This window comes from Streptomyces sp. NPDC045470 (assembly GCF_040646595.1).
In the GTDB taxonomy this organism is placed as follows: Bacteria; Actinomycetota; Actinomycetes; order Streptomycetales; family Streptomycetaceae; genus Streptomyces.
This window is the reverse complement of the sequence record NZ_JBEZAN010000001.1, coordinates 1,069,397-1,092,599: the sequence shown is the minus strand read 5'-3', so window position 1 is coordinate 1,092,599 and position 23,203 is coordinate 1,069,397. Positions and strand designations below refer to the sequence as shown.

At 71.5% G+C, this 23,203-nt stretch carries 16 protein-coding genes; 11 read left to right on the top strand and 5 right to left on the bottom strand.

What is annotated here, in order from left to right:
* Nucleotides 1-24: 24 nt before the first annotated feature.
* The gene (locus AB0A97_RS04735; protein WP_361144369.1) at nt 25-915 is read left to right on the top strand and encodes a helix-turn-helix transcriptional regulator; all 891 of its coding nucleotides are present in this window, start codon (nt 25-27) and stop codon (nt 913-915) included.
* Nucleotides 912-1,109, top strand: coding sequence for a DUF397 domain-containing protein (locus tag AB0A97_RS04730; protein WP_361144367.1), 198 nt, complete (start codon nt 912-914; stop codon nt 1,107-1,109). The genes AB0A97_RS04735 and AB0A97_RS04730 overlap by 4 nt, the downstream gene beginning before the upstream one ends.
* On the opposite strand, the gene AB0A97_RS04725 is transcribed toward AB0A97_RS04730, so the two are convergent.
* Genes AB0A97_RS04725 through AB0A97_RS04715 form a run of 3 tightly spaced genes read right to left on the bottom strand, consistent with a single transcriptional unit; the run spans nt 1,081 to nt 4,795 of the window.
* Nucleotides 1,081-3,240 (bottom strand): xanthine dehydrogenase family protein molybdopterin-binding subunit, encoded by a 2,160-nt coding sequence (locus AB0A97_RS04725; RefSeq protein WP_361144364.1) that lies wholly within the window; start codon nt 3,238-3,240, stop codon nt 1,081-1,083. The two genes, AB0A97_RS04730 and AB0A97_RS04725, sit on opposite strands and share 29 nt — an antisense overlap.
* Nucleotides 3,237-4,265: a xanthine dehydrogenase family protein subunit M gene (locus tag AB0A97_RS04720; RefSeq protein WP_361144361.1), complete on the bottom strand. Its 1,029-nt coding sequence runs from the start codon at nt 4,263-4,265 to the stop codon at nt 3,237-3,239. The genes AB0A97_RS04725 and AB0A97_RS04720 overlap by 4 nt, the downstream gene beginning before the upstream one ends.
* Complete coding sequence (locus tag AB0A97_RS04715; RefSeq protein WP_361144358.1) at nt 4,262-4,795, bottom strand: 2Fe-2S iron-sulfur cluster-binding protein; 534 nt, start codon at nt 4,793-4,795, stop codon at nt 4,262-4,264. Before AB0A97_RS04715 ends, AB0A97_RS04720 begins: the two co-directional genes overlap by 4 nt.
* 210 nt (nt 4,796-5,005) lie before the next feature.
* Between AB0A97_RS04715 and AB0A97_RS04710 the strand changes: the two genes are divergently transcribed.
* Entirely contained in the window at nt 5,006-9,778 is a 4,773-nt protein-coding gene (locus tag AB0A97_RS04710) for a DUF6531 domain-containing protein (RefSeq protein ID WP_361144355.1), read from the top strand.
* Nucleotides 9,779-9,783: 5 nt separating this feature from the next.
* On the top strand, nt 9,784-10,278 hold the full coding sequence (locus AB0A97_RS04705; protein WP_361144352.1) for a hypothetical protein: 495 nt from the start codon (nt 9,784-9,786) through the stop codon (nt 10,276-10,278).
* 135 nt (nt 10,279-10,413) lie between these two features.
* Here the strand turns inward: AB0A97_RS04705 and AB0A97_RS04700 are convergent, their stop codons facing one another.
* Nucleotides 10,414-11,484: a mechanosensitive ion channel family protein gene (locus tag AB0A97_RS04700; protein ID WP_361144349.1), complete on the bottom strand. Its 1,071-nt coding sequence runs from the start codon at nt 11,482-11,484 to the stop codon at nt 10,414-10,416.
* A gap of 277 nt (nt 11,485-11,761) precedes the next feature.
* On the opposite strand from AB0A97_RS04700, the gene AB0A97_RS04695 reads away from it, so the two are divergent.
* Nucleotides 11,762-12,298: an HNH endonuclease gene (locus tag AB0A97_RS04695; protein ID WP_003982442.1), complete on the top strand. Its 537-nt coding sequence runs from the start codon at nt 11,762-11,764 to the stop codon at nt 12,296-12,298.
* A gap of 67 nt (nt 12,299-12,365) precedes the next feature.
* Here the strand turns inward: AB0A97_RS04695 and AB0A97_RS04690 are convergent, their stop codons facing one another.
* The gene (locus AB0A97_RS04690; protein WP_361145276.1) at nt 12,366-15,575 is read right to left on the bottom strand and encodes a beta-N-acetylglucosaminidase domain-containing protein; all 3,210 of its coding nucleotides are present in this window, start codon (nt 15,573-15,575) and stop codon (nt 12,366-12,368) included.
* A gap of 688 nt (nt 15,576-16,263) precedes the next feature.
* Between AB0A97_RS04690 and AB0A97_RS04685 the strand changes: the two genes are divergently transcribed.
* The 6 genes from AB0A97_RS04685 (at nt 16,264) to AB0A97_RS04660 (ending at nt 23,150) form a co-directional block, all read left to right on the top strand.
* Complete coding sequence (locus AB0A97_RS04685; RefSeq protein WP_361144346.1) at nt 16,264-16,581, top strand: hypothetical protein; 318 nt, start codon at nt 16,264-16,266, stop codon at nt 16,579-16,581.
* Entirely contained in the window at nt 16,581-18,743 is a 2,163-nt protein-coding gene (gene malQ, locus AB0A97_RS04680; RefSeq protein WP_361144344.1) for a 4-alpha-glucanotransferase, read from the top strand. Before AB0A97_RS04685 ends, malQ begins: the two co-directional genes overlap by 1 nt.
* Before the next feature lie 139 nt (nt 18,744-18,882).
* The gene (locus tag AB0A97_RS04675) at nt 18,883-20,613 is read left to right on the top strand and encodes an alpha-L-fucosidase (protein ID WP_361144341.1); all 1,731 of its coding nucleotides are present in this window, start codon (nt 18,883-18,885) and stop codon (nt 20,611-20,613) included.
* Between the two features lie 112 nt (nt 20,614-20,725).
* On the top strand, nt 20,726-20,968 hold the full coding sequence (locus AB0A97_RS04670) for a hypothetical protein (RefSeq protein WP_030020579.1): 243 nt from the start codon (nt 20,726-20,728) through the stop codon (nt 20,966-20,968).
* 210 nt (nt 20,969-21,178) lie between these two features.
* Nucleotides 21,179-22,153 (top strand): acyl-ACP desaturase, encoded by a 975-nt coding sequence (locus AB0A97_RS04665; RefSeq protein ID WP_361144337.1) that lies wholly within the window; start codon nt 21,179-21,181, stop codon nt 22,151-22,153.
* 34 nt (nt 22,154-22,187) lie between these two features.
* Complete coding sequence (locus AB0A97_RS04660) at nt 22,188-23,150, top strand: LysR family transcriptional regulator (RefSeq protein ID WP_361144334.1); 963 nt, start codon at nt 22,188-22,190, stop codon at nt 23,148-23,150.
* Nucleotides 23,151-23,203: the final 53 nt, after the last annotated feature.

Genomic DNA, 23,203 nt, shown 5'->3' with positions numbered 1-23,203 from the left:
TTGGCGCTCCCCAGGGGAGGTTGCATGTCCGTACGTAACGTCACCGCCCAGCCGTCCACCGTGCTCGGCCGGCAACTGGGCGACGAGCTGAGGCGGTACCGGGAAGCTGCCGGGCTGTCCACGGCAGTGGCCGCCGAAGCGCTCGACTGCACCAAGGCGAAGATCAGCCGGATCGAGAACGGTCGCGTTCCGGTGCGCGTCCCCGACTTGACGGCTCTGTTGCACGCGTACGGGATCGGCGACGACGCCGTCCTGAAGCGGCTCACCACTCTCGCCCGCTCCGTCAACCCACGGCGGCGCGAGGGCTGGTGGGACCAGTACGGGCCGGTGCTGGAGGACGCCTACCGTGACTACATCGCCCTGGAGGCTGCGTCCGACAGCATCAGGACGTTTCAGAGCCAACTGGTCCCGGGGCTGCTGCAGACGCCGGCGTATGCGTGGGCTGTGACCGTCGCCTCCAAAGCCTGGCGGACACCGGACGAGATCGAGCAGTTCGTCAAGGTGAGAGCTGCCCGTCAGGAGCGGCTGACCGCTGAACAGCCGCTGTCCGTCTGGGCGGTCGTGGCCGAGGGCGTGCTGCATCAACGGGTGGGCGGCGTCGATGTGATGCGCGCGCAGTTGGAACACCTCGTCGCCATGACCGAGCTGGCGAACGTGACGGTTCAGGTCCTCCCGTTCTCGCGTGGCGCCCATGGAGGTATGTTCGGGCCCTACCTGCTGCTGAGCCTCCCGCAGGTGTCGGCCCTGGACGTTGTTCTCATGGAGCACCCCACCGGCCACATCTGGCTGGAGCGGGAACCGGAGGTGGCGCGCTACCGTGACCTCTTCGACGACGCCCGAAGGTCGGCCCTGTCCCCCGATGAGTCGGTGGCCAGGATCAAACGCATCGCCGTCTCCGAGGAGTTCACGGCATGAATCTCACGGGCGTCACCTGGCGCAAGAGCACGTACAGCGGCGGCCAGGGTGAATGCCTGGAGATAGCCGACGGCCTTCCCGCCCGCTCACTCCTCCCCATACGGGACAGCAAGCGCCCGGGCGGGCCGTGCCTGCTGTTCCCCGCCCCGGCCTGGGCGGCCTTCCTCACTGCCCTGAAGGCGGACCGTTACTGAGTCCCTCCAGCACCTTGTCCAACGTCACCGGCACCTCCCGCACCCGTACCCCCGTCGCGTGCCGGACCGCGTTGACGACGGCCGCCGCCGTCCCCGTGATGCCGATTTCGCCGATGCCCTTGGCGCCCAGGGAGTTGACGTACGGATCGTCCTCGTCGATCCAGTGGGCCTCGATCTGCTGGACGTCCGCGTTGGCCGTGATGTGGTAGTTCGCCAGGTCGTGGTTGACGAAGAGGCCGTGGCGCGGGTCCGTCACGGTTTCCTCGTGAAGGGCCATGGACAGGCCCATCGTCATGCCGCCGATGAGCTGGGAGCGCGCGGTGCGCGGGTTGATGATGCGGCCGGCGGCGAAGACGCCGAGGAGGCGGGGGACCCGTACCTCGCCGGTGTCGGCGTCCACCCGTACTTCGACGAACTGTGCCCCGAAGGCGTGCATGGCGAAACGTTCGGCGTGCGGATTGCCGGGCGTCTCGGCCTGGGCGTGGTCGCCGGGCGACGGGTCGTGTCCGTGGCGCTTGCGGAACGTCTCCGCCGCCGCCACGATCGCCGACCCCCACATCGCCGTCCCGGAGGACCCGCCCGCGACGGTCGCTTTCGGGAGCGCGGTGTCGCCGATGCGCAGTTCGACGCGGTCGAGCGGAACGTCCAGCGCGTCAGCGGCGATCTGGGCCAGTACGGTCCAGGCGCCGGTGCCCAGGTCCGCGGCGCCGATGCCGATCCGGTAGCGCCCGTCGTCCCGGTACTGGACCGCGGCGACCGAACCGGGCTGGCGGTTGACCGGGTAGGCGGAGGAGGCGACGCCCGTACCGATCAGCCAGCGGCCCTCCCGCCGTACGCCCGGACGCGGGTCGCGGTCCTGCCAGCCGAAGCGGCGCGCCCCCTCGCGCAGGCAGGCGACCAGGTTGCGGCTGGAGAAGGGCTTGCCGGTCTCCGGGTCCGTCGGCGCGTCGTTGCGGACGCGCAGCTCGACGGGGTCCAGGCCGAGGCGTTCGGCGAGTTCGTCCATCGCGACCTCGGGCCCGAACATGCCGGGGCACTCGCCGGGCGCCCGCATCCAGGACGGCACCGGCACGTCCAGGGCGGCCAGGCGGTGGGTGGTCTTCCGGTGCGGCGCCGCGTACATGGTGCGGGTCGGGTTGGCGGACTGCTCGGCGAACTCCTTGATCCGCGAGGTCTGCTCGACGGCGTCCATGCCGATGCCGGTCAGCCGCCCGTCCGCACCGGCCGCGAGCCGAACCCGCTGGTACGTGGGGGTGCGGTAGCCGACGAGGGTGAACATCTGCTGCCGCGTCAACGCGAGCTTGACCGGCCGACCGGGCACCGCCCGCGCGGCCAGCGCCGCCAGCACCGAGTGGGCGTGCGGTTCGCCCTTCGAACCGAAGCCGCCGCCGACGTACGGGCAGATCATGTGCACCCGCGCCCGGTCGAGGCCGAACACCTCGGCCAGCGTGTCGCGGTGCCCGTGCACGCTCTGGCTGGAGTCGTACAGCGTCAGCTCGTCGCCCTGCCACACGGCGATCGTCGCGTGCGGCTCCATCGGGTTGCAGTGGGTCATCGCGGTCGCGTACGTCTCGTCCAGCGCGACCGCGCCCGGGTCCGCCCGGGCCGCCTCCATGGCGGCGTCCAGATCGCCCAGCTCACTGTCCGTACCCGCCCCACCATTGGCCGTCTCCGGCCGATACAGCTCACTCTCGCCCGGTTTCAGTTCGGATACGTGCGCTTCCTCGGCATACGAGACGCGCACGAGCGACGCCGCTTCCCGGGCGGCCTCCGGGCTCTCGGCCACCACCGCCCCCACGATCTGCCCGCGGAAGGCCACCTCGGGTTCCTGGAGGATCGCCAGCTCCGCGTCGTCCGTGGACGCCAGCCGCTCGGCGTTCTCGTACGTCAATACGGTGATGACGCCGTCCTCCTGGCACGCGGCCTCGGTGTCGACGGCCGTGATGCGGCCGCGGGGCACGGAGGAGAGCACGGCGTGTGCGTAGCAGGGACGTTTCATCGGGTGTTCGAAGGCGTACGGGGCCCGGCCGAGCACCTTGTCGCGGGCGTCGGCGCGTTCCCGGTCGGCGCCGACGGCACGGGGACGGGCGGCCGGGTCCGGGGTCCGGCTCTCGGACGTACGTGTCGTCATCGCGATCCCTCCAGACCGCCCGGAGCCTCCGGGGCCCCCTGTCCTACGAGGTCGCGTACGACCGCGACCAGCGTGTTGTGCACGAGCGGAACCTTGAACGCGTTGTCCCGTAGCGGATGCGCGTCCGCCGTCTCCGCCTCGGCCGCTGCCCGGCAGTTCTCCTCGGTGGCCGGCAGCCCGCGCAGCGCCTCTTCGGCGCGCTCGGCCCGCCACGGTTTGTGCGCGATCCCGCCCAGCGCGATCCGTGCTTCCCGTACGGTGCGGCCGTCGTCCTCCAGGTCGAGCGCCACCGCCACGGAGACCAGCGCGAAGGCGTACGAGGCACGGTCGCGGACCTTGCGGTAACGGGAGCGGGTGGCGTACGGCAGCGCGGGCAGCTCGACGGCGGTGATCAGCTCGCCGTGCCGCAGCACCGTGTCGCGGTGCGGCGCGTCACCGGGCAGCCGGTGGAACGCGGTGACCGGGATCCGGCGCTCGCCGTCCGGGCCCAGCGTCACGACCTCCGCGTCCAGGGCGGTCATCGCCACCGCCATGTCGGAAGGGTGCACGGCCACGCAGTGCGAGGAGGCGCCCAGGATGGCGTGGTAGCGGGTCCAGCCCTCCAGCGCCGCGCAGCCGGAGCCGGGGTCACGCTTGTTGCAGGGGGCGCTGGGGTCCTGGAAGTAGGCGCACCGGGTGCGCTGGAGGAGGTTGCCGCCGGTGGTCGCGAGGTTGCGGAGCTGGCCGGAGGCGCCGGAGAGCAGGGCCTGGGAGAGGACCGGGTAGCGCGACCGTACGGCAGGGTGCGCGGCCAGGTCGGCGTTCCGTACGGTGGCCCCCACCCGGAGGCCACCGCCGTCCAGCTCCTCGACCTGGTCCAGGGGCAGCCGGCTGACGTCGACCAGCAGGTCGGGGGAGGCGATACCGAGCTTCAGATGATCGACGAGGTTGGTCCCGGCGCCGAGGAACGCGGCCCCGGGGTGCGCCGCCACGGTGGCCACGGCCCCGGCGGCGTCGGCGGGCCGCTCGTACCGGAACGGTTTCACCGGCCCGCTCCCGCTGCCTCGGCGGCGGCCGCTACGGCCGGAACGATGTTCACATACGCCCCGCAACGACACAGATTGCCGCTCATCCGCTCGGCGATCTCGTCATGATCCAGCGCTCCCGGCGAGATGTCCCCCTCCGCGCCCACCTCGGTGACCACACTGGGCCACCCCTGCGCCGCCTCCCGCAGCACGCCCACCGCCGAACAGACCTGGCCCGGCGTGCAGTATCCGCACTGGAGCGCGTCATGGTCGACGAAGGCCTGCTGAACGGGGTGCAGCTCGCCGTCCTCGCCCAGCCCTTCGGCCGTGGTGATCTCCGACCCGTCGTACGACACGGCCAGCGCGAGACAGGTCGTCGCCCGCCGCCCGTCGAGCAGCACGGTGCACGACCCGCACTGCCCGTGGTCGCACCCCTTCTTGGGGCTGGTGATCCCCAGCCGCTCCCGCAACGCGTCGAGCACGGTGGTCCGCGTATCCACCGTCAGCTCGTGCGCCTGCCCGTCGACGCGCAGTCTGATCTCGGTCTCCATGATCAGCCGAGTCACCCGGAGCGGAGGTGGTAAACGACTGCATACAGGTGACGGAGTGAACGATGTGCCGTCACAGTGCCGTCATGGACCTGCCAAAGAAGGCGGGAAAGTCGGCTCGTTCCTCTCTTGAAGAACCGTTTACGCAGGTGGCAGCGTCCTCCGGACTGTTACCAGTGTGTCCAGGTGTGCTCAACGGGGGGTGTGTTCTGCATGGGCGTAGTACTGCCGGGGTGGGCCGACGAGATTCTCGACATCATCGGCGTGTCCTGGCCGAATGTGGATGAGGACGACTACCGCGAGATGGCGACGGCCATGCGCGAGTTCGCCGGCGACATCAACGACGGGGCCGGTCAGGCGCACGAGGCGGTGCAGGCGCTGGTCTCCTCGGCGGGCGGGGGCCAGGCCGCGGAGGCCCTGAACGCCCACTGGAGCAAGGTCAACGGCACCCACCTGGCCAAACTCGCCCAGTGCGGTGAGCTGGCCGCCACCGCGCTGGACGGTGTCGCCGTCCTGATCGAGGGCGCCAAGCTGGGCGCGATCGTCCAGCTGGGCATCCTGGCCGCCGAGGTCATCGCCGCGCAGGCCGCCGCCCCCTTCACCTTCGGCCTGTCCGAACTCGGCGCCCTGGCGGCGACCCAGACCACCCGTGTCATCGTCAAGCGCCTCTTCAAGGAGGTCTGCCAGCAGGTCGCCGAACAGGTCGTCAGCATCGCCCTGACCCCCGTCGAGGAGGCGTTGGGCGCGATGGTCGGCGACCTGGTCGTCCAGCTCGGCGCCAACGCGCTGGGTGTCAAGGACGGCGTCGACCTGGGCCAGACGGCGAAAGCGGGCAAGGCGGGCTTCTCCCAGGGCGTCCAAGGCGCCAAGGACGCCGCCGGCAGCCCGATGCAGTTGCTGAGCGCGGGCGGCGGGGGCGGCGGTGCAGGTGGCGGTCCCGGCAGCGGCGGCTTCACCTTCGACCACGACGCCCACGACAAGGCCGTCACCGGCTTGCAGAGCGCCGGCGGCCACTTCCGCAACAACGCGGGCGGCAAGATCGGCCGCGCCAAGAGCCACCATGGCCGCACGCGCGGCAAGGACGCGATCGCGGATGCGGTCAACCCCATGATCGACAAGGTCATCGACGGTCTCCAGGACGCGGTCAAGAAGTCCGCCAAACACCTCGACGACAGCATGACCCGCGGCGTCAAACAGATGGCCAAGAACCACAAGGAGAACGATCAGAAGCTTTCCAGCCACTTCTCCGGGCTGGGCAAGGGCGGGAAGAAGGATCCGGCGGGGCCGAAGGGGAGCGGCGGTGGCGGAGGCGGCAAGGGGAGTGCCGACCGGGCGGACAAGCGTGGCGCGTCACTCGCCGGCCCCAGTAAGGGAGGCCAGCACTCGCACGGCAACATCGGCTGTCACACAGCTGGTGACCCCGTCGACGTGGTATCCGGCCAGATGGTCACCAATGCCAAGGACCTGGAGCTTCCCGGCCTGCTGCCCCTTGTCCTGCGCCGGGCGTACGCGTCTGGTTACGTCGGCGGTCGCCTGCATGGCCCGGGGTGGTCCTCCACTGTCGACCAGCGCATCGAGATCGACAGCAAGGGCATCCACTACGCAGGCGATGACGCCCAGATCCTGCATTACCCCCTGCCCACCAGTGCGGGCGAACAGGTCTTCCCGCAGCATGGGGCGCGCTGGCCGCTGACCTGGGACCCACATACGGACACCGTCCGTATCGAGGAACCTGACCGTGGCTGGACCCGGCACTTCGCCCTGTCAGGCACCGTCGCCGGAGCCTTTCGCGCTACTCGCACGATCACTCGGCTGTCGGACCGGAACGAACACCGGATCGACTTCCTTCGCGACGAGGCGGGGCACCCCGTCGAAATTCGCCACACCGGGGGCTATCGCGTCGCTGTGGACACGACGCTTACGTCGGCGGGCTTGCGTATCGGCAGTCTGCGGCTGCTGGACGGTTCCGAACAGGGCCAGGGCACCACGATCGTCGGATACGAATACTCGCCGGACGGCAGGCTTGTCGGCGTAGTCAATTCTTCCGGGTTGCCGTACGAGTACGAATATGACGACGCAGACCGGATCATCGCTTGCGTCGACCGTAATGGCCACGCCTATACCTATGAGTACGACGACAGTGGCCGGGTGACCAGGGGTACCGGGGGAGACGGAGAACTCTCCGCGCGCTTCCATTATGACGCCGTTCGACGGGTGACCGTCGTCACCGACAGCCTTGGGCATCCGACCGAGTATCACTACGACGACCAGAACTGTGTCATCACGACGGTCGACCCGCTGGGGCACACCACACACACCGGACGCGACGTTCTGGGACGCGTTGTCTCCCGCACCGATGAACTCGGCCGTACCACACATTTCACGCTGAACGCCCATGGCGATCCGGTACGAATCGTCGATCCCGAGGGCGGCACCATGGAGCTCGATTACACCGAATTGCACCAATTGGCCGCCCTTCGCCGTGATGACGCTGTGCTCAGCGCATTCACCTACGACGCACGAGGAAATCTGCTCACCACGAGTGACGCGGCCGGCGCCCGCACCGTACGGCAGTACGACGATCGTGGGTGTCTGGTATCCGTCACTGATGCTCTTGGCGGTACACAGCACATCACCACCAATGCCGCCGGACTGGTCACCGCGGTGACGGGCGCAACAGGTAGCACGACGCGCGCCTCCTACGACGCCTTCGGTCGTCTCGTCTCCCATACCGACCCGCTGGGGGCCACCACCTGCCTTGAGTACCGGGTCGAGGGAGAGATCACAAGCCGTATTCACCCCGACGGCGCGGAAGAGACGTGGGTTCACGACGGTGAGGGCAACGTCGTCGAGCAGCGTGACCAGGCCGGTGCGGTGACCCGCTTCGAAGTCGGGCCCTCCGGGCAACTCGCGGCCCGGACACTGCCCGACGGAGAAGTGCACCGTTTCACCTACGACACCGAACTCCGTCTCTTGTCGGTCACGATGAACGGCGCGGTATGGCGCTATCGCTATGACGATGCCGGCCACCTGATCGGCGAGACCGACTTCAACGAGCGGATCTTCACCTACCGGCGGGACGGCGCCGATCAGTTGCTGGAGACCGCCGACGCCAGTGGCCGTACGACTGAGTACACCTACGACGTACTGGGCCGCCTGATCGAGCATCGCACCAGCGACGGCCGGACGACCTCCCTCACCTACGACGAGAACGGCCTGCTGCACCGGGTGGCCGATCAAGGGAGCGCCGTCGAGTACACCTACGATGCTGTCGGGCGTGTGCTGACCGAAACGGTCGGTGGACGAACCACCGCCTACACCTATGACGCGCTCGGCCGTCGCACCAGCCGCACGACGCCCACAGGCATGGTCTCCACGTGGTCCTATGACGCCGACAGCCGGCCGATGGGTCTCACCACGCCCATCGGCAGTCTGACGTTCGCACGTGACGCGGGGGGCCGGGAGACGGCCCGTTACTGGGGCAATGGTGCTGCCCTGACGCAGACCTGGGACGGATGCGGCCGGCTGGCCGCGCAGTCCGTGTGGGCGCTCGACGAAACAGCGGCGGGCGGCAGCCCGTACACGAGCGTGCAGGAGCGTACCTACGGCTATCGCGCCGACGGAATGCCTACGGTCGTGACCGACTGCCTGCGCGGCCGGAAAGACTTCGAGCTGACACCGGCGGGACGCATCAGTGGGGTGCGGGCGCAGTCATGGAGTGAGCGTTACACCTATGACCTGCTCGGCAACATCACGTACGCTCACGACACCCGGCGCCCCGACGGCCCGACCTCCGGAGAACGCGCGTACACCGGTACGCTGTTGCGCTCCGCAGGCCGGACCTCCTACGACTACGACGGCCGAGGCCGCCTCGTACGCAAGATCGTACGCACCCTCTCGGGGAAGCGGCACGAATGGCGCTACACCTGGAACAACGATGATCAGTTGGTCCGGCTCGACACCCCCAGGCGGGGTACATGGACCTACCACTACGATCCGTTGGGCCGACGCGTCGGTAAGCGAAGGACAGAGGAGCGGGACGGGGGCACCGTAGCCCTTGAGGAGTGTCTCTTCGTCTGGGACGGCGCACAGCTGGCCGAGCAGTACCGGGAACTGGCCGACGGCAGTCGCCGTACCCTGAGCTGGGACTGGGAACCGGGCACGTGGAGCCCTCTTGCGCAGACCGAGCGCGCTTGGCACCCTGGCTCCTCGGCGGAACGGGCCGTTGACGAGCGTTTCTACGCGATCGTCGCTGACCTGACCGACACTCCCGCAGAGTTGGTGTCCGTCGACGGCGGTATCGCTTGGGCCGACCACTCCGACATCTGGGGCTGGAACCTCCTCGGGGCCGTCGGCGAGGACAGGGCCTGCCCGCTCGGGCGGCCCGGTCAGTACCACGACGCCGAGTCGGGCCTTGAGTACAACTACTTCCGGTACTACGACACGGCCACCGGACGGTACATCAGCTCCGACCCTCTCGGCCTGGACGGCGGTCCCAATCCGCACGCCTACGTCCCGAACCCGCTGTTCTGGATCGACCCCCTCGGCCTCGCGAAGAAACAACCTGTCGGCTGGGGCGGATCCCACAGCAGTCTGGCGCCGAGCAACTGGACCGATGGCAGTGACAGCAACAGGTACGAGCGTAACCATGTGCCGGCGAGGGCCGCATATCTGGGAGTAGGGGGCGCACAACTCAGTTATGGCGCGGGGCCGGCCATCCGCATGGAGTACGACGACCACCGGGCGTTCATCAGCACCGGTACGGGCCGAGGACCGGACAAGTGGCGCGCGGATCAGCGAGCGCTCATCGCCCAGGGCAAATTCGATGAGGCGATGAAGAAGGACATCGACGAGATCCGGCGCGTGCACGGCACCAAGTACGACGCCGCCATCAAGGAGATGGTGGACCACCTCCCCTACAACAAACCTTTCCAGAAATACTTGGCGGACAACGGATGGAAGATCAGAACGTGCCTCCTACAATGACCGGCATGGACATCGAACTGGACCCGCCCCACGGCATCACCGGTTTTCCGCTCGGCGCGGCAGCGGAAAGGGTCAAGGCCCAGGCCTCGGAGTGGGGCCGGGTCAAGGTGCAGGACAATGGGGTCGCCGACCCGGTTCGTTACATGAAAGCCACTGTTCTGCACGAACAGTTCGAGGTCGTCTTCCACTTCGAGGACGGCAGGACACTTACCGCGGCCGAGGTGTGGATTCCGCGCCCCGGGCCGGAAGAGATCACGGTTCGATTCCAGGGCATCGACGTCTTCCGCACTCCGGCCCGGCAGCTTCTCCGGCAGTTGGGAGACATGGGGCTGACCGTTCTGGACGAAGGCCTGTATGCCTGCGTTCCTCAGCTCTCGCTGGGCTTCACGCGTGAGGCCGGGCACGAAGTGCCGCTCGACACCGACGGTGAGCCCTTGTACTTCCAGGCCGTCCTGACCGGCCCGACGGACTATTACGACTACAAGCTCCAGGGGGCTTGAGGCGTCCGGCCCGGCCGCACCCCGTCCGCGGCGCTCTCGTCTGCGTCTCACCCGTTCGAGTAAGACGTGCAAGGGAGCACACGAACCCACCCGTGAATCGAACATCATGTCGAGGGTGGGTTCATGTGCGCCCGGTCACTTCCCCAAGTTCGGCGGCGGAATCGGTGTGGTTGCCAGGGACTGTGGGGACGTCGGGCTGGCCAGGGCCGACGGGGCCGATACGGCGGCGGTGGGGTCGGGGGTCTGGGGTTCGTCCGCTGGGGTGGGGAGGGGGCGCGGGGCCAAGGTGATGCCCTCGGCGTCGAGGGCCTTCTTGATGCGCCAGCGGAGTTCGCGTTCTATTCCGGGGGCCTTGCCGGGCATGGTCTTGGCGGAGACGCTGATGGTGACGGAGTCGAGGTGGACCTCGCTGAGGCCGAGGATCTCGACGGCCTCCCAGAGCTGTTCGTTCCAGGGTTCGGCCTTGGACATCTCATCGCCGACGGCGGTGATGATCTCGCGGGCGCGGTCCAGGTCCTGGTCCGGGGCGATCATGACGTCGACGGCGGCCGTGGACCAGCCCTGGCTGAGGTTGCCGATGCGCTTGACCTCGCCGTTGCGGATGTACCAGATGGCGCCGTTGGGGCCGCGCAGCTTGGTGACGCGCAGGCCGACCTCGACGACCGTACCGGTGGCCACGCCCGCGTCGATCTCGTCGCCGACGCCGTACTGGTCCTCCAGGATCATGAAGACGCCGGAGAGGAAGTCCGTGACGAGGTTGCGGGCGCCGAAGCCGATGGCGACGCCCGCGACGCCGGCGCTGGCGAGCAGCGGGGCCAGGTTGATCTTGAGGACGGACAGCACCGTCAGGGCGGCGGTGCCCATGATGACGAAGGACGCGACGCTGCGCAGTACCGAGCCGATGGCCTCGGAGCGCTGGCGGCGGCGTTCGGCGTTGACCAGGAGCCCGCCCAGCGCGGTGCCTTGGGCGGCCGTCGCGGTGCGGTTCATCCGCTCTATGAGTTTGGTGATCGTGCGCCGGATCACATGCCGCAGGATGACGGCGATGATGATGATCAGCGCGATCTGCAGGGCGGACGTGAGCCAGGTCGCCCAGTTCTCCTCCACCCATCCGGCGGCGTTGGTGGCCTTTTCCGTGGCGTCGTCGAGCGACGCCCGGCGGTGCGCGCCGGGCGGCGTGGCGGCTGGGGAAGCGGACCAGAACACAGCAGGAACCTCCGTGTGGGACAGCAGACCCGGGTCGGGACTTACCGTGCCCCGGGCAGACCAACCACACTAACGGGGCAACGAGGGCGGTCCGCGCCGGTGTTCGAGAGTGACCGGACCAATTACGGGACTGTTTGGGGGGAAGTAAAGCGGTGTGGTCGAAAACACCTCGGACCCGTTACCCGGTGATGGTGGCGCTCCGACCAGGCACCGGGGGACACTGTGGAGAGATCGTCCCGGCGCGAGCCACGCGCCGCCGGCGTACAAGGAGGCACCCGTGCCGCATGTCCTGGTCCTCAACGCGTCGTACGAGCCGCTCGGCGTCGTACCGCTCCGCCGCGCGCTCATCCTCGTCCTCAACGAAAAGGCCGTCAGCCTTGAGGAGTCCGGCGCCCTGATGCACAGCGCGACCCGTGTGATGCCCGCTCCCAGTGTGGTCCGCCTCAAGCGGTTCGTGCGGGTGCCTTTTCGCGGCCCCGTCCCGTTGACCCGCCGTGCCCTCTTCGCCCGGGACGGCGGGCGGTGCATGTACTGCGGTGGCGTCGCAACCAGCGTCGACCACGTCGTCCCGCGCAGTCGTGGCGGGCAGCACACCTGGGAGAACGTCGTCGCCGCGTGCCGCCGCTGCAACCACGTCAAGGCCGACCGGCATGTCGCCGAGATCGGCTGGCGGTTGCGGCATCAGCCCGCGCCGCCGTCGGGCCTGGCCTGGCGGATCATCGGCACGGGGCATAGGGACCCCCGGTGGCTGCCATATCTGCAGCCGTACGGGGCGGATGACGCGCTGGCCCGGATCGATGCCGTATCGGCATAGGTCCGGGTCTTTTGTGTGGTGAGCGGGGATCGGACGGACCGGGGCCCCGGCCCCGGTCGTGCGCCCGTTACCGCCCGTCGCCCGGCCATGCCTCGTGGGCCGACGGGCCGCTCCCGGAGGTGCCCCCGGTCTTCGCCGGCCGCGCCGGTGTGCCGGGCCGGCCGCCGCCGGGGCCGGACGGCCGGGCGGGCGGCGGTACGGGCCGGTCCGGGCCCTTCACCGCGTACGCCTCCACGCTCCACAGCGAGTAGCCGAAGCGGGTCGCGCGCTTGTCCCCCTGGATACGTACGAAGCGGACGTCCTTCGCGTCCATGCGGAGGGTTTCGCGGCCGCCCTTGCCGTCGCGGACGGTGGCTGCCGTACGCCAGGTGACGCCGTCGGACGACACCCGGACCGTGTAGGCGGCCGCGTAGGCGTCCTGCCAGGAGAGGGTGAGGCGGCCCAGGCGGGCGGGGCGCGGCAGGGTGAACTGGAGCCAGGCGTCGTCCTGGGCGGGGGAGGACCAGCGGGTCTTCGGGTCACCGTCGGTGGCGGCGCCGGCCGGGAACTCGGGCGTCTCCTCGCCCGAGGAGGTGGCGGCGGCGCCGCGGGCCAGGTCGGGGCCCGCGGTGGGCGGGTAGGTCCGGACGGTCAGTGTCCGCTTCTGGTCGCCGTAGGTGACCGGGATCTCGTACGTGCCGGTCTTGGCGTCGCGCGGGACCGTGACCCGGATGCGGGCGGTGGCCGTGCCGCCGCGCGGGGCCGTGACGTGCTCCGGCGCCCGTACGGTGAAGCCCTCGGGCGCCTTCGCCGTGAGCTTGCCCTCCACGTCGGCGGGGCGCCGGGAGAAGATCCGGGCGTCCACGGAGAAGGTGCCGCCGGTGTCGGCGTCGATCTCGTCGTGCGCCAGTTCCAGGCCCGCCGCCGGGGTGTCGGCGAACCACGGGGTGAAGGAGTGCACGGACGGCGCGGTCGCGCCGTCCTTCCAGGCCAGCCGGATGCCGTCGGCCTTCATGCCGCGCGCCTCGGTCTGCGTCCAGCCGGTGCCGGAGAGGCCGCCGAGGCGCCGCCAGCCCTCGCCGGGTACGTGCGCCTCCACGGACACGGCGGCCGCGGACGGACTCGGCTCGGTGAGCGAGGTGACCGCGGTCAGCGGGCGGGGACGGCCGAAGGGGACGGTCAGGGAGGTGGGGTGGGCGGCCTGGTCCGGCGGCGGGGCGGTGTCGGAGCGGTCGGAGCGGGCGCCGGTCCAGGCGTCGGACTCGGTCATCGCGCGGTCGAGGAAGGGGCCCAGAACGCCCTTTCCGACCGTCACCGGACTCTTCTTGATCTTTTTCAGCAGGTCCTGGACGGCGCGCTGTGCGGTCCACGCGGCGGAGCCGTCGCCGCGGGCCTGCGCCACCAGCATGTCGACGGCCCGCTCGCCCGCCGAACCGTAACGCGCCAACTGCCGCGCCCAAGGACGTACTTCGTCGGCCAGGCCGGGGGAGAGGCGTTCCGGCGCGCCGCTCATCGTGTGGAAGGCGGCCCGCAGCCGGGCGGCGGCCCTGGTGTACTGCTCGTCGTCGGCCCGGGCGTCGCTGTCGGTGGCGTCGGCGCGGGCCTTCCAGAACGCTTCGATCAGCGGCTTGAGGTACGCGGACTCGTCGGTGCCGAGGACCGAGGAGGCGTCGTTGCCGGCCAGCGCGTGCAGCGCGGCGCGGGAGGCGGCGTCCCCGCCGGAGAGATCGTCGATGGCGGCCTGCCAGGAGGCGCCGGGCCGGTAGCCGCGCGGGTTCCAGGCGTAGTCGGCGGCCGTGAACAGGGCGATGCGGGACGCGGTGGGCTGTGCCATGGCGTTGGCCAGCAGCGCGCTGGAGCCGACGGCGACGGCGGGTTCGCGGCCCGTGTAGGGGCCGAGGAAGATACGGTCCTGCGCGTAGTCGTTGACCGGGTAGTTGTCCATCGTGACCATCCGGTGGCCGAAGACCTCGCGGGCCTCGGCCAGTTCGCCGCCGGTGATGGTGCGGGGGACGACGCCGACGCCGGTCCACGCGACCTCGACCCGGTCGGACAGCGCGGCCGCCAGCGCCTTCCGGTAGGCGGTCGAGCCGTCCTGGTAGTACTCGGTCGGCACCAGGCTGAGCGGCGCCGCCTCGGGATGCCGGTCGGCGAGGTGGGCGGCGAGCGCGTCCGCCACCTTGGCGTGCGCCTTCGCGGCGGCCTCGGGGCCGGAGCCGAAGGTGTCGGCGTCCGCGTCGCAGTGCCACTCGCTGTAGCTGACGTCCTGGAACTGGAGCTGGAAGGCGCGCACGCCCAGCGCCCACATCGCGTCCACCTTGCGGCGCAGTGCCTTCAGGTCGTCCTCGGAGGACATGCACATGGCCTGCCCGGGGGAGACGGCCCAGGCCAGCGTCACATGGTTGGCACGGGCCCGGGCGGCCAGCGCGCGGAAGTCCGCACGCTGCGCCGCCGGGTAGGGGTCGCGCCACCGGAACTGGCGGTACGGGTCGTCGCCGGGCGCGTAGAGGTAGCGGTTCTGCTTCGTCCGGCCCATGAAGTCGAGCTGGGCCAGGCGCTGCTCGCGGGTCCAGGGCTGGCCGAAGAAGCCCTCGGTCGTGCCGCGTACGGCGGTGCCGGGCCAGTCCCGTACGACGGCCGCGGCCAGCTCCTTGCCGCCGGCCTCGCCACGGTCGGCCTCGCCACCGCCTGCCGTGCTGTCGTTCTTGGACCGCTCCACGACCAGCTGACGCAGGGTCTGTACGGCGTGGAAGAGGCCGTCCGGGCCGACGCCGTCCAGGGCGACCGTGTCCCGGCCCGCCACCTCGCCGACCGCGAGACGGTAGCCGCCGGCGGGCAGGTCCCCGCGGGCCGGCGCGCGCAGGGCCCGTAGTGCGGTCTCGGCGTCCGGGCCGCCGACGCGGAACACCGGGCCCTCGCCGGGCAGCGCCCGGCCCGGGGCGGACTCGTGGACCGTACGGACCCCGGCGTCGCGCAGCACGGCGCGCAGCGCGCTCAGCGCGTACGGGTCGGTGTCCGGACCGGCGACGATGGTGGCCTCGCCGTCCAGCGCTACGGACGCGCCGCCCGACCGCATCGACTGCGGGCGCGGCCACACGGCAGGCAACTGCCCGGCGGAAACGGCCCGGCCGGTGCCGTCGGACTGCCCCGGCAGGTCGGGCGTGCCGACGGCCGGGTCGGCGGGGGCCGCGTGGACGGGGGAGGTACTGCCGAGGAGCCCGCCGATGACGGCGGCGGCGAGGGCGGTGGCCCCGACGCGCGCGCGAGCCCCGGCCCGTACGGCGCCGAAACGGCCGATGCCGCCCGGGTCGAGGCTGCCGGCACCGATGCTGGTGGGGCCGGTCAGCGGGGCGGCGGCATCCCCGGACCGGCGGGCCGCGGCATCCCCGGCCCGGAAGGCGTCGCCCTCTTCCGCTCTGCCCTCCCCGGCCCCGCCGGTTCCCTCGCCCTGCCTGCCGACCCTTCCGGCGTCCCGAACGCCGCTCCGGACTCGCACGGTCTCTCCTCAGTCCCCGTCGTCCCACTCACCGGCCGACCGGTGACGCACCGGACGGCCGCAGCCCGGCCGCCCCGCGGCCGCGCGCCCCTGAGCCGGCTGACGCGGCGGGGGCCTCGTACCCCGTGGAAACCCGCCGGACCAGCCTTCGGCAGTGAGCCCACCACTATGGCGGTGAGGGTGTCAACGGCAGTACACCAAGTGCCGGGTTTGCCCTGTGCGACCGGCGTGTCGCGACGTGTCACGCGGGTGTCCAGGGGCGCTCGGGGGCTCCCGGGGAGGGGCGGCGGAGGCGCGGCGGGGCGCCGAAGGACTTCCGCCGGAAAGCCTCTCCGGTGGGCAGCCGTGCGCCGTCACCCGTCCGCCACCGGCAAATCGCCTGCACGAGGGATGTGTGACCTGGACCACGTTGGTTGAATGGATACGTCTGCGACCGCCCGGAGTGGGTAGGGCAGGTCGTGTCCCACTACCGACGAACGGGAGGCCCTCCGTGGCCGCGTCCGCTCAGCTTCTCCTCGACGCACTGTCGTCCGCCCCCGAGTACCCGGCAGAGCGCGTCAAACCCTCCGAGCCGGAAGATTTCCGGCCGGAGAAACCCGTCGAGCCGGATCTGTTCGACGGCGTCTCCGACCCCGACTCCGGCCTGGACGGCTCCGGCTCGCTCTGCTTCTGCGAACTGCCGCTGACCAGCGAGCCCCCGCTCGCCGACGCCGCCCCGCTCACCAGTGAGTCCCCGATCGCCGCCGAGCTGCCGCTGACCAGCGAGCCCACCGCGGCCGGCCTGGGTACGGAGACCATGGAGGTCTGATGGGCCGACCGCGGCTCGCCGGTCTGCACGGTGTGTGCACGTCCTATGAGCCCGCACCGGGCCGTATCGAACACGTCGGTGACGACACCGTCGTCGCCGTCCTCGCCGCGCTCGGGGTCGACGCCTCGACTCCGCACGCCGTACGCGCCGCACTGGAGGCGTACGACCACGGCGCGGGCCGGGCCCTGCTCCCGCCCACCGTCGTGGTGCGCCCGGGGCGCCCGCCGAAGCTTTCGCGCCTGCCCGAAGGCACCGCCCTGCGGGTGGAGACCGAGTCGGGCGAGGTGCTCGACTGGGGCCCGGACCCCGGAGGCCGCCCGGAGGACGGGTACGAGCCGCCCGCCCGGGACCGGGACGGTGCCCGCACACCGCGCCGAGCCTCCGCTCGCATCCCCGACCGAGTTCCCGGCGGCACCGTGGGCCGTCTCCCCCTCGGCATCCACACCCTGCGCGCCCACACGCCCGACGGCCGCTCCGCCCGCGCCCACCTGATCGTCGCCCCCGACCGGATGCCCGCGCCGCCCGGCCGTACCCACGGCCTCATGGTGCAGCTCTACTCCCTGCTCTCCGGCCGCTCCTGGGGCATGGGGGACCTGGGCGACCTCGCCGACCTGGCCGCCTGGTCCGGACGCACGCTCGGCAGCGGCTTCGTGCAGATCAACCCGTTGCACGCGGCCGTACCGGGAGCGCCCACCGACCCCTCGCCGTACCGCCCCTCCTCCCGCCGCTTCCCCGACCCCGTCCACCTGCGCATCGAGGACGTCCCCGAGCTGGGCTGTCTCGAAGGCGACGCCAGGTCCCGGTTCGACGCGCTGCTCGTACGGGCCCGGACGCTGCGCGATGCGGTGCTCCGCAAGGGCGCGCTGATCGACCGGGACGCCGTGTGGGAGCTGAAGAAGGAAGCGCTGGAGCTGCTCTGGAAGGTGCCGCTGAGCCCCGGGCGGCGCGCCGCCTACGGCGACTTCCTCGCCGAGCAGGGCACGAGCCTGGAGGACCACGCCACCTGGTGCGCGCTGGCCGAGCGGTACGGGTCCGACTGGCGCGGCTGGCCCGCCGGCCTGGACGACCCGCGCTCGGCCCGGACGGCACGGATGCGCGGCAGCCTGCTGGACCGCATCGACTTCTACTGCCGCCTCGCGTGGTTCACCGACCAGCAGCTCGCCGCCGCCCAGCGCGCGGCCGAGGAGGCCGGGATGGGCATCGGTCTGGTGCACGACCTGGCCGTCGGCGTCCACCCCTCCGGTTCCGACACCTGGGCCCAGCAGGACGCCTTCGCGGCCGGCATGTCCGTGGGCGCGCCGCCGGACGCCTTCAACTCGCGCGGCCAGGACTGGGGCCTGCCGCCCTGGCGGCCGGACGCGCTGGCCGCCCAGGGCTACGCCCCGTACCGCGGTCTGCTGCGCGGCCTGCTGCGGCACGCGGGCGCCCTGCGCATCGACCACGTCATGGGCCTGTTCCGGCTGTGGTGGGTGCCGGAGGGTCGGCCGCCGACGGAGGGCGCGTACGTGCGCTACGACGCCGAGGCGATGCTCTCCGTCCTCGCCCTGGAGGCACACCGCGCGGGCGCCGCCGTCATCGGTGAGGACCTGGGGACGGTCGAGCCGGTGGTCCGTACGGAGCTGGCCGGACGGGGGGTGCTCGGCACGTCCGTCCTGTGGTTCGAACGCGACTACACCAAGGAGCCGGCCCGGCCGCTGCCGCCCGGCGACTGGCGCGCCGACTGTCTGGCCACCGTCACCACGCACGACCTGCCCAGCACGGCTGCCCGGCTCACCGGACAGCACGCCGCGCTCCGGCACGGCCTCGGGCTGCTGGACCGCCCGCTCCACGAGGAGCAGGCGGCGGAGGCGGTCGAGGTCGGAGAGTGGCTGGAGACGCTGCACCGGCTGGGGCTGCTGCCGGAGGGGCGGGGGAACGAGGAGGCGGCGGTCAAGGCCCTGCACCGCTACCTGCTGGGGACGCCCGCCCGCATGGTCGGGGTGTGGCTGCCGGACGCGGTGGGCGACCGGCGGCCGCAGAACCTCCCGGGGACATGGGACGAATACCCCAACTGGCGGCTGCCGATCGCCGATCCGGCGGGGCGCCCGCTGTCCTTGGAGGAGATCACCGCCTCTCCCCGCCTCCATGCGCTGATGAGGGAACTGCGCATTTCGCGGCGGTAGTCGGGCCGGTACGGCCGGAAAGTACGGCGGCCCGCACCCGTCGTGCGGCCGTCTTCCGGCCGCCCCGGCCGTACGGCACCATGCCGTGGACGCCGTCCAAGAGATCCGACCCCTCCCGGTCGGGGAGTTGGAGGGAACCATGGCAAGAAGCCGATCACGCTCCCGCTTCCGTACCGTCTCGGCGCTCGCCGCCGCTGCCCTCGCGCTGCCGTTGCCGTTCCAGGCCACCGCCGCCGGCCGGCCGGAACCCGACCGGCCGCCGGTCCTCGCCCGTCCATCCGGCGCGGCTCCCTGCCAGGGCCCCGTGCACCCCGCCTCCCAGATGACCGTCCTGCCCTGCGACACCCCGGCGCGGATCATCGAGAAGGCCGCCCACGTCGTGCCGACCGCCGCGCAGCGCGCCTGGCAGGAGCGGGAGGTCACCGCGTTCACGCACTTCGGCATGAACACCTTCACCGGCCGCGAGTGGGGCTCCGGCACGGAGGACCCGAAGTGGTTCGCGCCGCCGCGTGTCGATGCGGACCAGTGGATGCGCGCGTACAAGGCGGCGGGCGCCGAACAGGTCATGCTGACCGTGAAGCACCACGACGGCTTCGTGCTCTACCCCAGCCGCTACACCCCGCACACCGTGAAGGCGAGCCCCGGGCAGCCGGACGTCGTCGGCGCGTACGTACGGGCGGCCCGCAAGGCCGGGCTCGCGGTGGGCCTCTACCTCTCCCCGTCCGACGGCGCCGAACTGCCGCACGCCCGGCACGCCCGCTGGGTCGAGGAGGTCCGGCGCAAGCAGGCCGAGGGCAAGCCGCTCAGCCTGCCCGAGCGGGTCGCCCTGGCGGACCGCGGCCGGGCACCCGCCGGGCTGGGCCGTTTCGGCAACGGCAGCCCCGTCACCGAGCGCACCCTCCCCACCCTCGTCCCCGGTGACGACCGCGCCGACGCCGTACGCGACGGCCGGCTGCCCTCCTTCACCGTCCGTGCCGACGACTACGACGCGTACTACCTCAACCAGGTCTACGAACTGCTCACCCAGTACGGTCCGGTCGAGGAGCTGTGGCTGGACGGCGCGAACCCGTGGGCGGACGCCGGGATCACGCAGAAGTACGACGTGCGCCAGTGGTTCGAGACGATCCGCCGCCTCTCGCCGCGCACCGTCGTCTTCCAGGGGCCGCAGGGCGTGCGCTGGGTCGGCAATGAACGGGGTGTGGCGCGCGAGACGGAGTGGAGCGTCACCCCGTCCGCCGTCGACCCCTGGTCGGTGCTCTCCGGCGGCCTGCCCAACGACTCCACCGACGCCGACATCGGCTCCCGCGCCAAGGTGCTCGCACCCACCACCAAGTACCTCCAGTGGTATCCGGCGGAGGCGGACGTCTCGATCCGGCCCGGCTGGTTCCACCACCCCTGGGAGCGGCCCAAGACGCCCGCCCAACTGCTGGGCCTGTACGAGAAGAGCGTGGGCCGCAACGCGTCGTTGCTGCTCAACGTGCCGCCGGGCCGCGACGGGCGGATCGGCGCGGCGGATGCCGCCGCCCTCGCCGGCTTCGGGCGGGCCGTACGGGCGACGTACGGGACGGATCTCCTGGCCGGCGGCCGGGCGGCGGGCGGCCGGCCCGTGCCCACACGCCCCGGCGGCGTCACGTTCGACCGGGTCGGGCTCGGGGAGGAGGTGCGGTACGGGCAGCGGGTGGAACGGTTCGCCGTCGAGGCGCGGACCGGCGGGACCTGGCGGCGGATCGCCGGCGGGACGACCGTCGGCCACCGGCGCGTCCTGGCGCTGCCCGCGCCGGTGACCGCCGACGCCGTACGCGTACGGGTCCTCGCGGCCCGCGCCGCCCCGCACCTGACGCCGGTGACGGCCCATCTGTCCCGGCCGTGAACCGGCCGGGCGCGCCCCCTCGGGCGGTCGCGGAGCGGCCCTCGACGCGCCGGGTCAACCGTTAGGCCACCCCGGGCGCGCGAGGGTGAACGGCGTCCGATACGTTGACCTCGTGAGCAATCTGGTCAAGAAGAACGCCCTGCGCGCCGGAACCATCACGGCCGGCACCGCGCTGATGCTGCTGATGTCGTCCCCCGCGTTCGCGCTCACCCGCGACGATGGTGACGACCCGGGTCCGGGACTGAGTGTCGTCCAGACGCTCGGCCTCTATGTCGCCGCTCCCATCGTCCTCTTCCTGGTCATCGCCGGCCTGGTCATGGCCGGCGACAAGTCCCGCAAGCAGTCCAAGGCCTGATCCAGGACTCCTCCCCACGCCTCTTCGAGGGCGCCCGCAGGTTCGTGAGAACCGGCGGGCGCCCTCTTTTTCGTGCCCGCGTATACCGCACCGGCCGCCGCTCCCCTGCCGCGGAGGGCGGGATTCCGGCGAGGGCTTGTTTTGACGCGGACCTAACCTACGATGGCGTAACCTACGGACCCGTAGGTAGCCCCGTCCCCAGGAGTATCCGTGACCATTGCCCCCGACCGCCACACAGATGAGCGCGGCCAGGCCGCATGGAGCGACGCCCGGTTGCTGTACGCCCTCGAAGAGGTCGTCGAGAAGGAGCTCAACCGGCACCTGAAGGCCGCCAAGGACTGGATGCCGCACGAGTACGTGCCCTGGAGCGACGGCCGGAACTTCGACGGCGTCATGGGCGGCGAACCGTGGGCCCCCGAGCAGTCCAAGGTCACCGACATAGGGCGGATCGCCCTGGTGGTCAATCTGCTCACCGAGGACAACCTGCCCAGCTACCACCACGAGATCGCCACCCTCTTCGGGCGGGACGGCGCCTGGGGGACCTGGGTGCACCGCTGGACGGCGGAGGAGGGCCGGCACGGCATCGTCATGCGGGACTACCTGCTCACCAGCCGGGCCGTGGACCCGGTGGAGCTGGAGAACTTCCGCATGGCGCACATGTCGGCCGGTTTCGAGTCGGACAACGCGCACAGCATGCTGCACTCGATCGCGTACGTCGCCTTCCAGGAACTGGCGACCCGCATCTCGCACCGCAACACCGGCCACCACTCCGGCGACCCGGTCTGCGACCGGATGCTGTCCCGCATCGCCACCGACGAGAACCTGCACATGGTCTTCTACCGGAACCTGCTCGCCGCCGCCTTCGAGCTCGCGCCCGACCAGACCATGTGCTCCGTACGGGACGTGGTCACCGGCTTCCGCATGCCGGGACACGGCATGCCCGGCTTCGAACGCGCCGCGGCCCGGATGGCGATCGGAGGCATCTACAACCTGCGCATCCACCACGACGACGTGCTCCAGCCGGTGCTGCGCTACCTGAAGGTCCTGGAGATCGGCGGCCTCGGCCCGGCCGGGCTGCGGGCCCAGGAGGAGCTGGGGATGTTCATGGGCGGGCTGGACGACCAGGCGCGCAAGTTCGACGAGCGGCTGGCGGCCCGGGATGCCCGCCGGGCGGCACGGGGGTAGGGGGACCGCCCTTCCGTCTGCGTACGCTGCCCGCATGGCCGACTGGGACATCAAGAAGCTGCGCATCCTGCGGACCCTGCACGAGCTGGGCACGGTCACGGCGGCCGCCGAGGCGCTGCATCTGACGCCGTCCGCGGTGTCGCAGCAGTTGACCGGGCTGGCCAGGCAGCTCGGGGTGACGCTCCTGGAGGCCCACGGCCGGCGCGTACGCCTGACGGACGCCGCGCACCTCGTCCTGCGGCACGCCGAAGCCGTCTTCGCGCAACTGGAGCGCGCGGACGCCGAGTTGCTCGGCTACCTCCAGGGCGAGGCGGGGGAGGTGCGGGTCGGCGCGTTCTCCACCTCGATCCCCGCGCTGGTGGTCCCCGCCGTACGGGAACTGCGCGGCTCGCACCCCGGCCTCGCGGTGTCCGTACGGGAGGCGGAGGCGGCGGAGGCGTACGAGCTGCTGGCGGAGGGCAGCGTCGACCTCGCGCTGTCGCTGGCCGCGCACGCGCCGACGCCGCGCGACCCGAAGTTCACCCGGCTCGCGCTGCTCGCCGACCCGCTGGACGTGGCGCTGCCCGCGGGCCATCCGCTGGCGGACGAGCCGGGGCTGCGGCTGGCCGATCTGGCGGGCGAGCAGTGGATCTTCGGGAGCAGCGGCCCCTGGTCGCAGATCACGACGACCGCGTGCGAGCACGCCGGTTTCGTCCCGGAACGGGCGCACGCCGCGGCCGACTGGGACGCGATTTTGGCCATGGTCGGCGCGGGCATGGGGGTGGCGCTGGTGCCCAGGATGGCGATGTCGGGGTCGCGGGGCCGGTCCGAGCCCGTACAGGACGGGGGCGGCGCCGCGGTGACGGTGCGGGTGCTCCGTGCCGACCAGCCGCGGCGGCATGTCGTGGCGGCGGTACGGCGCGGGGCGGAGGGGGCGCCGGGGTTGGCGCGGGTGCTGGCCGCGCTCCGGCGGGCCGCCGAGAGGGCGGCCGTACCGCCCGGCGAAGCGGCTCACTGACCCCCACCATTCAGCCTGCCTGAACATAACCTCCAGAAACTTTCGATAGACCT